The sequence below is a fragment of the Thermaurantimonas sp. genome, from assembly GCF_046299575.1.
Lineage (GTDB): Bacteria > Bacteroidota > Bacteroidia > Flavobacteriales > Schleiferiaceae > Thermaurantimonas.
In genome coordinates this window covers 310672-320404 of the sequence record NZ_JBKBHX010000003.1, presented here as the reverse complement: position 1 = coordinate 320404, position 9733 = coordinate 310672, and the positions used below count along the sequence as shown (strand labels likewise).

General features: G+C 47.0%; 7 protein-coding genes. All 7 read right to left on the bottom strand.

The window, feature by feature from the left end:
- The coding region (locus tag ACK4EX_RS06435) for a hypothetical protein (RefSeq protein WP_409770928.1) at nucleotides 1-220 on the bottom strand (220 nt) is incomplete at its 3' end.
- Between the two features lie 314 nt (nucleotides 221-534).
- Nucleotides 535-1932: a dihydrolipoyl dehydrogenase gene (gene lpdA / locus ACK4EX_RS06430; RefSeq protein ID WP_409770925.1), complete on the bottom strand. Its 1398-nt coding sequence runs from the start codon at nucleotides 1930-1932 to the stop codon at nucleotides 535-537.
- 23 nt (nucleotides 1933-1955) lie between these two features.
- The gene (locus ACK4EX_RS06425; protein WP_409770923.1) at nucleotides 1956-2495 is read right to left on the bottom strand and encodes an IS1096 element passenger TnpR family protein; all 540 of its coding nucleotides are present in this window, start codon (nucleotides 2493-2495) and stop codon (nucleotides 1956-1958) included.
- A 31-nt stretch (nucleotides 2496-2526) separates the two neighbouring features.
- Nucleotides 2527-4722, bottom strand: coding sequence for a heavy metal translocating P-type ATPase (locus ACK4EX_RS06420; RefSeq protein WP_409770920.1), 2196 nt, complete (start codon nucleotides 4720-4722; stop codon nucleotides 2527-2529).
- A 42-nt stretch (nucleotides 4723-4764) separates the two neighbouring features.
- Nucleotides 4765-5985: a GAF domain-containing sensor histidine kinase gene (locus ACK4EX_RS06415; RefSeq protein WP_409770918.1), complete on the bottom strand. Its 1221-nt coding sequence runs from the start codon at nucleotides 5983-5985 to the stop codon at nucleotides 4765-4767.
- Nucleotides 5986-6667: 682 nt separating this feature from the next.
- Entirely contained in the window at nucleotides 6668-8011 is a 1344-nt protein-coding gene (locus tag ACK4EX_RS06410; RefSeq protein ID WP_409770915.1) for an ABC transporter permease, read from the bottom strand.
- On the bottom strand, nucleotides 8008-8940 hold the full coding sequence (locus ACK4EX_RS06405; RefSeq protein ID WP_409770913.1) for an ABC transporter ATP-binding protein: 933 nt from the start codon (nucleotides 8938-8940) through the stop codon (nucleotides 8008-8010). Before ACK4EX_RS06405 ends, ACK4EX_RS06410 begins: the two co-directional genes overlap by 4 nt.
- Nucleotides 8941-9733: the final 793 nt, after the last annotated feature.

The window sequence follows — 9733 nt, the reverse complement described above, 5'->3', positions numbered from 1 at the left end:
CACCCCCGATATCTCTCTGTGGCTTTTTGTAGGAAAAAGGGGCAACGCACCTCTTACATCCGCTGGTCGGGCTTAGAGAGGGATTTTGGGTGGGGTAAGCATTCGTTTTGATGTCTTTGTTTGCATTCTGAGGGTGGGCATTTGCATTCCATTGTGACTCGGGTACCGGGCAGTAGTGTATTAAAAAAAGGGTCTTGGTAAAAATATTTGCTACAGTCATTGAAAAGCGGCCGCAGGCCGCTGCCGCGTGAGGGATACGGCGGGCGCGCGCCAGCGCGGTGCGCAGGCGAAGCGCAGCGAAGCCGTAGCACGGAAGCGAAGCGTATGCTGACGAAAACTTTTTGTTTTGTCAGCATCTTCGACCTCATTTGATTAGCCTGATCCCTGACGAAGGTGCTTTTCAGCCCCTTGTCTGGACAAGCCAAATAAGCTTTCCGAGAGGGCATGCTCTGAGGGGGCAAGTCCAAAAAATAAAAAAAATCCCGGGCAGTAGATGTGCCCGGGACGGTGGGATGGGGTATTCTGAAGGGTAGATTACATATGGAGGGCGCGCTTGCCGGTGGCGTCGAGGGCGGCCTCTTTAATGGCTTCTGCGAAAGTGGGGTGAGCGTGGGATATGCGTGCAAGGTCTTCGGCGGAGGCGCGGAATTCCATGGCTACGACGCCTTCGGCTACCAGGTCAGCTGCACGGGCGCCGATGACGTGGAAGCCGAGAATTTCGTCGGTTTCGGCGTGGGCGAGGATTTTGACCAGGCCATCGGTGTCGCCACTGGCGCGGGCGCGGCCGAGGGCGCGCATGGGGAAGGTGCCGCTGCGATAGGGTATGCCGGCTTCTTTGAGCTCTTCTTCGCTGCGACCAACGCAGGCTACTTCGGGCCAGGTGTAAACGACGTTGGGGATGAGGTTGTAGTCGATGTGGGGCTTTTGGCCGGCGATGTGCTCGGCTACAAATACGCCTTCTTCTTCGGCTTTGTGGGCGAGCATGGCTCCTCGTACTACGTCGCCAATGGCGTAGATGTGGGGTACGGCGGTCTGCAGGTGGTCGTTGACAGGAATGCGGCCGCGCTCGTCGGTGCTGAGGCCGGCTGCTTCCAGATTGAGGCCTTCGGTGTAGGGCCGACGGCCGATGCTGATTAGGCAGTAGTCGCCGGTGAGTTGTACTTCTTTGCCGTCGGGGCCGGTGGCTGTGACGGTGACTTCGGCGCCTTTTCGCTCGACTGCGGTGACCTTGTGGGAGAGGTAGAAGTCCATGCCTTGCTTATTGAGCACTTTGTAGAGTTCTTTGCTCAGGGCCTGGTCAAAGGCGGGAATAATGCGGTCCATGTATTCGACCACGCTGACTTTAGCTCCCAGGCGCTTATACACAGAGCCGAGCTCTACACCTATTACACCACCTCCGATAACGATGAGGTGCTTAGGTACTTCCTGCAGCTCGAGGGCTTCGGTACTGGTGATGATGCGCTCTTTGTCAATTTTTACGAAGGGCAGTGTTGCCGGCTTGCTGCCGGTGGCGATGACGATGTGTTTGGCGGTGAGGGTTTCTTCCTGTTCGCCGGCAACCTTCACGGTATTTGCATCGACAAAGGAGCCTATGCCGTGATATACGTCGATTTTGTTTTTTTTCATCAGAAAGCGTATGCCGTCCACGGTTTGGGCCACGACTTTGCGCTTGCGCTCGATCATCTGGGGCATATTGACGCGGGGAGTGTCGATTTCGATGCCGTGTGTTTTGAAGTTTAGGAGGGCATTGTGATAATGCTCAGAGGAGTCAAGTAAGGCTTTGGATGGGATGCAGCCCACATTGAGGCAGGTGCCTCCGAGGGAGTTGTACTTTTCGATAAGGGCGGTTTTAAAGCCGAGCTGTGCAGCACGGATGGCGCACACATATCCACCCGGGCCAGAGCCTATAACGATGAGATCGTAGGAATTCATTGGAAAAGAGGGATTTAAGGGTATTAATAATCGTCAGGGTCTATTTCGTGAAAGCCTTCACCGAAGTCTTCGTCGTCGAAAAATTCATCTTCGTCGTTGCTGAAAGCGAAATCGTCGTCAAAGGAGGATTTTTTATCTTTATTGGATTCACCTGTGAAAAAGCGCGCCGGAGCTTCAGGCGGAAGTACGCCGATGCTGTGAATAAGACCCACGGGAAGGGCAGGTCCCTGTGATTTTTTCACTACGTAGAATGTCCATAAATTCAAAAAATCATACACATAGAGCAGGCGGTTGTTGTTGGTGAAGTAAGCTCCTACACTGATTTCTCTCATAGGGAGAGGAGCATTTTCGCCTTCGCCAAGAGGCAATAGCGGAATTTCGTCGAGCTGTTCCCAGTTTTCATTAGTTCGGTAGAAGGAGGCCAGCTCGCCTGGAGGAAGTCCAAAGCTGCTGACGATGAGATGATGAAGGTCTTCTAGGGTTTTGTTAGATTCAATGCCGATTTCGCGGATCACGTCAGACTTATCGTCGTCGAGAGTGACCAGAAAAGTAAAGTTTTCCATGCAAGCCGTCAGATTACCCGGCAAATGTAGTTTACAGGTCGGAAGCCTTGTGTTTATAATATCTCAATCTGAGGCTGCTCAAAACCACACTTACGCTGCTGAGTGCCATGGCTGCGCCAGCCCAGTGCGGCTGGAGTAGAATGCCGAATGAGGGGAAGAGCAGTCCGGCAGCTATAGGTATGGCAATAAGATTGTAGATAAAGGCCCAGAAGAGATTCTGGTAAATGACGGTGCGCACTCTGCGCGAAAACTGAAGAATGCGGGCAATCAGGAGAGGGGAATCGTTTTTGATGACGATCTGAGCGGATTCGATGGCCAGGTGAGCTCCGCTGCCCATGGCGATGCCGAGGTCGGCGGCTGCCAGAGCAGCACCGTCGTTGATGCCATCGCCTGCCATAGCCACGGTATGACCATCTGCTTTGGTTTGATTGATGATTTTAAGCTTTTCCTCTGGGGAGCATTGGCTGTAAAATGCAGCTATGCCAGCTTCTCGTGCTATGGACTCAACTGTTTTCTCTGCATCGCCTGAGAGTATAGCGACTTTGATCTTAAGCTCATTCAGCTCTCTAATAGCTTCAACTGCCTGTGGTCTTAAGGTATCGTGGAAGGTAATGGTGGCCAAAAGCTCGCTTCTAGTAAATAGGTAGAAACACATGCCGGTTGAAGTGTCTGTATTGAAAGATGAGGATTTTAGAATTTCTTTCATCCATTGACTGCTGCCTAAGTAGAAGTGCTGGTTTTTGTAAACGACCTCGATGCCGCGGCCGGGGTGGTAGGTCCAATCGTCGAAGTCGAGGAGTTGTTCATTCTTATTAAAATGCTGTAAAATAGCTTTGGCTAAGGGATGATTAGAGCGTGATTCCATACTGAGGAGTAGGGTGTTGATGAAATCTATGGGAGCAGCAGTGTGGTAGTGGATGGTATCTATGGCTGGAGTTCCGGAGGTAAGTGTACCCGTTTTGTCAAGAAAAAGATGTGATACACGTGAGGCGATTTCAAAAGTTTCGGCATTTTTAACCAGGATGCCCCATTTGGCGGTGGTACCGATGGCATTGACGATGGCTGTAGGTGTAGCAAGGCCTAAGGCACAGGGGCAAGCCACTACGAGCACAGCTAAAGATGTAGTAAGAGCAACAGAGAATGCGCCAGAACCACCAAAAAACCACCATCCTAAGAAAGTAAGCACTGCTATGCTCAGCACTATTGGCACAAAAATGCCTGAAATGCGGTCGGCAAGGCGCTGTACCGAAGGCTTGGATGAGCGTGCAGCCTCCACCAGGGCGATGATTTTGGCAAAGCGCGACTCTGACCCGGTTTTTACAGCGCGGTAGCGCAGCAGACCATCTGTGTTAATGGTACCTGCAAAGACTGGATCACCTGTTTTTTTTGACACTGGCAGGGATTCACCGGTCAGAATGCTTTCCTCGATCCATGCCTGTCCATCGACCACTTCGCCATCCACGGCGATGCGGTCGCCCATACGTGCCAGGAGCAGATCACCAGGCTGAACGAGATGAACAGGGATTTCCTCCTGGGTTTCGCCTGACAGGCGAATGGCAGTTTCGGGCAGGCTGGAGGCAAGAGCGTCGAGAAAATTGGTAGCCCGATGGCGCGAGCGCTCTTCCAGATATTTGCCAAGCAGCACAAAGGCGATGACCATGGCAGCCGGCTCATAATAAGTGTGATGACCGAGTAACTGCGCAAAGCAGGAAGGCCAGAAAGTAACAAGTGTGCTCAGAAGATAAGCTGTGCCGGTGCTAAGGGCTACTAAGGTATCCATGCCTGACTGACAGCTCAGGGTCATCTTCCAGGCATTGGAAAAAAACCGACGGCCAAACCAGATTACGCCTGTAGTGAGAACCCAGAGCACGTAATCAGCCCAGGGCTTATGCATCCAGAGCATGGCGATGACCATGACCGGTGCTGAAAGTGCAAGGCTGAAAAAGGCCCGAAGCCTGAGATTGCGGAAAGCTTGTAGTTCTGCCTCTCGATGCTTTCGGCGGTTGTATTCGCCGATGTCCATGTCGTAGCCAAGGGCTCTGACAGCGATGCGAAGTTGATCTGGGTTTGTTTTTTCTTCGTCGAATTCTACAACAGCGCAGCCACTGGCATAAGAAACAGTGGCCGAGCGTACACCAGGCTGCCTTTGGAGCTCTTTTTCTACTGAGGCAGCGCAGGCTGCGCACGACATATCGAGTACCGGAAAGGTGTTTTTGACGGTTTTCATTAATGTTGTCGGTCTTTTAAGCGACTTACAAACTTGGTTTAATTAGTCTTGTTTGAAAATCAGTTTGAACTGAGCGCCTTTGCCTTCTTCAGAGGTGGCGTAGAGGCTTGCACCGATGGATTTAGCCAGATCGATGCACATGCGAAGGCCGAAACCAGTGCCTTTTTCGCCATGTGTGCCAAGGGTAGAAACTAATTCGCCTGTTTGATTATTAATAGCTTGAAGCTGTGATGGTTTCATGCCTTTACCGGTATCGCTCACGCTGATGCATTTCATGTTTTCTGAGTCGGTAACAGAAACTTTAATACTGCCATTTTCAGTATATTTAATGGCATTTTGAATGAGATTTCGAAGAACGATTTCGAGCGCTTCTGGTTCTGTTTCGATGATATAATTTCTGGGAATAGAATTTACAAATTGAATGTGTTTGGATTTTAACAGGAAATTGTATAAATCCTTAATCTCTTCGATCATATCATGTAATCTAACAGGCTGCTGAGGCAGAATTTTGCGCATGTTCAACAGCCCCCAGCGGAGGGTGTCGTCCACCATCTGAAGGGTAGAGTTGATGCTATCGGAGAGGTCTTTGAAGATTTGGGAGGCTTCTTCAGCTGGCAGATGACCATCGAGGATCAGGTCGAGGCCGCCCTTGATGGAGGTCAAAGGGCTCTTTATATCGTGCGCCAGTAGCTTGATAAGGCGGGAGTTAAACTCGTTTTGGGCTTTGAGCTCTTCTTTTTGCTTGTCGAGCAGGGTAATGAGCTCTTTCTGGCGGTTATTGGTCAGGCGAAGTTCCATCAGATTGATCACTTGTCGGCCGAGAATTTCGAGTGCGCGTTTTTGGCTGGGGCTTAGGGTCTTTGGCTCCCGGTCGATCACACAGAGCGTCCCCAGGTTCTTGCCGTTTCGGGTTTTGATGGGCATACCGGCGTAGAATCGGATGCCGTCATTAACCACATATGGATTATCAAAAAAACGGATGTCATCCAAGGCGTTTTCGACAATAAAGACCTCGTCCTGCAGTATGGCGTGAGCGCAAAAGGCGACGTCTCGGGAAGTTTCGTCCAGGTCTAAGCCTTTCTTGGCCTTAAACCACTGGCGGTCGCGGTCTATCAGTGATACAAGAGAAATGGGAACTTCGCATATAGCTGAGGCCAACTCTACAAGCTGATCGAAGTCCTCCTCTGGATAGGTATCGAGTATTTCGTATTTGTATAATTCGGCTAATCGTTCTTCTTCATCAATCGGCTTTGGAGCAACCATTTACAGGATTTTTCTCAAAAGTAATTGAAAATGACAATATTTTAATAAAACTTGGATTACTTAACCTGATTTTTATCATATTTTTATTTAATTTAGATTTTGAGGGTAATAGATGTAGGTTGATTTCGGTTTATTGGGTGATAGATCTAAAACAATTATTGTAATTTAGCGTAAAGATTTTTTGGTTTAATCTATTATCTAAAAATTCTCATTCTGTGCAGCCTACTACCTTCGAAATATCGAGGGAGCTTTGTCGGCATATTCAGCTCTTTATTTTCCAAAGGGAAGCAAATAAAGCGGATTTGTTTTTTCCTCAAAATTTGCAGAATGGCGTAAGAAGACATTTGGTTTTAATTAAAGTTTAAATTTAAGAAAAGCGATCATTGGCCGTTGTCGCATCACAAATGTGACGGGTGTGTAGTAGCACGGTGCTAAGGCAGAGGGAAGCGCTGTCGAAGTACTGGAACGAAGCAAATGCTGACGAAAACTTTTTGTTTTGTCAGCATCTTTTATCTTGTAAGTGTATCCCATTAAGACTACTTGCTAAAAGCATCCAGTTTTTTCCAAGTCCAAACGAAGGACCTTTCAGCCTCTGGTGAAAACAAGCTCAGACTATTAAGTGAAGAAAAGGAAGTCAGGAGCACGCCCTAATTTTCAAAAAGGGTAAACAGTGCATAAAGAATTAGCTGCGGTAGGTGAACCATCGGATGAGGTCGCGTAGGGAATAGCGCTTTCCGTACATGAGAATACCTACGCGGTAAATGCGCCCGGCGACCCAGGTAGCCAGCAAAAAAAAGAGTACAAGCAACAGCATGGAGATTATAGTTTCCCACCAGGGTACGCCGAAGGGTATGCGTGTCATCATCACAACAGGGGAGGTAGGGGGTATGAAGGAGAGCACTTTAGCAAAAGTGGAATCAGGATTGTCTAAAATGGATGGCATGGCTATGATGGCGATGATCAGCGGGATGCTAATGGGCAGAACGAGCTGCTGGGAGTCGGTTTCATTATCGACCGTAGAGCCAACAATAGCAAACAAGGCTCCATATGCCAGATAGCCGAAGATGAAGTAAAAAAGAAATAGGGAAAGTATGAGAGGGAAGTCTATGGTTTGGATGGCATTGATGATTTCAAGGGAGCGGTCGATGTCCGTTGGAATAGCACTTCCCTCTGCGCGCAGTTGTTCCTGCTGCAGGGCGAGCTGTCGAGCGGCTTCGAATTTTTCTCGGAAGAAGATTTGCGATGCCAGTGCATAAACGACGGTACTGAGTATTACCCAAATGGCAAATTGCAGCAGTCCTGTGAGGGCAATGCCAATGATTTTTCCCATCATCAGTTGAAAGGGCTTCACTGAAGTAATGATGATCTCGACTATGCGGTTAGCCTTCTCTTCGATAATGCCGCGCATCACCATGCTGCCGTAGAGGAAGATAAACAGATAAATGAGCAGGCTGCTGATGTAGGCAAGCACAAACTTGAGTTCGGTGGCTGATTGTTTTTCGGCGCTATTGACTTCTTCGAGGTAAAAAGTGCGCAGGCGTACGTTTGTTTCAGATTGTTTAACCACGGAGGGGTCCACACCCAGGAGCTTGAGCTTTTCTTCCTGTATTTTTGATTTGATAAGGTTTTCGATGTAGGATTGAACTTTAAGAGATATGTCACCTTGACTATACATGGATACGCCCGCAGAAATGAAATCGGGGTCCCAGGTTTCACCTGTGGGAATGTAAAGAAGAGCGTAAAATTCGGATTTTTCTTTTATAAGCTGTTTTGCCTGCTGTAAATCGTAGCGCGATGGATCTAAATATGTGAAGGCTATATCGTCGTTGCCTGGGTGGAAGTCGAGTACAGTAGCGCGGTCGTGTACAAGGATTGTGCGCTTTTCTTGCTGCATGTTTGACAGTAGAGCGGGGGCAATGATTAGTAAGCCAAAAAGCAGGGGCCCTATAAGAGTGATAATGATAAAGGAGCGCTTGCGCAAGCGATGGAGAAATTCGCGTTGTATAATGAGCCAAATTTTGTTCATGCTGCTGAGGTGTTGTTTTTAGCCACGTCGATAAAGATGTCTTTCATAGCAGGGAGCACTTCGCGGATAGAATGAAGCTGTAAACCTGGCTGTGCCACAAGCCATTGCAAGAGTGGACTTAAACCTTGGATGCGAATGTCTTGAACAAGGAGATGAGTATAATATTCAGTGGTATAATGGCTGATGATGTGGAAATCATTAGGAAGTGTTAGCGCGTTTACATTTACAGGGTCGAGAACAATTTCCCATTGATGACGAGCATACTGGCGCTTAATGTAATGGAGTGGTCCGCTAAGCACCAGGCGTGAGCGATCAATCATGGCAATGTCTTGGCAGAGTTCTTCGACGGTGTCCATCCGGTGGGTTGAGAAGATAATGGTGGTACCCTGTCGATGGAGCTCGAGCAGTTCATCGCGAATGATGCCTTCGTTAACAGGGTCGAAGCCCGAGAAAGGTTCATCAAGGATGAGTAGCTCTGGCTTGTGAAGTACGGTAATGACAAACTGAACCTTTTGAGCCATGCCTTTTGAAAGTTCTTCCACCTTCTTGTCCCACCAGTCAGTGATATCGAGGCGTTCAAACCAGTAGCGCAGAGCTTTTTTAGCTTCAGCCGTGGGCATACCCTTTAGTCCAGCAAGGTAGAGGGCTTGTTCGCCCACTTTCATGGTACGATACAAACCACGCTCTTCCGGCAAGTATCCAATCCGAGCCTGATGACTCGGGTTTAAATGCTCTCCGTCGAAGTAGACTGTGCCGCTATCGGGCGATATGATTTGATTAATGATGCGTATAAGCGTTGTCTTACCAGCGCCATTTGGCCCTAATAGACCAAAGATGGCTCCTTTTTTGACCTGAAGCGATACGCTTGACAGGGCTTGGTGATTTCCGTATTTTTTTGAAATGTTGTGTGTTTCGAGCAGGATGGACATCGGTGTGTACGCTGACGCGTAAAAGTAGTAAGTATTGTCTTTTTATAACGCGAATTAAAATGTTTTAATTGCTCAACAATCACTTGCATTGCTTATTTGAAAAACTTTGTTGGATTATTTAATTCTGAATTACTTACAGATATTAATATAGACTGAATTCCAATAACTATTGCTTAAGCGTTGAATCCCTTCAATTTTTTCAACTCAGTATTTTAAAAAAACTCTTTGGTGTTCTGTATCAAAGAAGTTATTAGTAAATTCTTAAAAGATATTTTATGTGATGAAATAGAATGTATCGAAAACTGAATAATGTTGCAAACATCAGAAAATACTATAATAGTTTCAAAGGTTTTTAGAAATAAATGGAGCACTTGCTTAAGATTTGAGTTAAAATTTTTATTGCTTTAAACTTGATATAGGTCATTTTTAAAGGCAAAATAAAAAGTTTATCCAAGAGCATAGAGTGCTGGAATAAATAAGGGATAGTAGATGGAAGTACTTTTTGATCGATGTAAATTAATATTTCAGAATTGTTGAGCATTTCTTTAAATGCTAAATAGTACTTAAGCAAATTTTTGAGCGTTTAATGAATTTTTTATCGTAATGTAATTTTTTGATTGGGCGATTTCAGGTTTCATTGATTTGTAAGATTCTGTCTGATTATCTCAAGTTTTTGTAAAAAAATTCTTTACAATTATGGTTGATAATACTCCTCATGGAATCAATCTATTTTGTTTGCGTATACTAATTCGGGATATTGTCAAGTGAAGGGACTCTATCTTTCAAATTATTT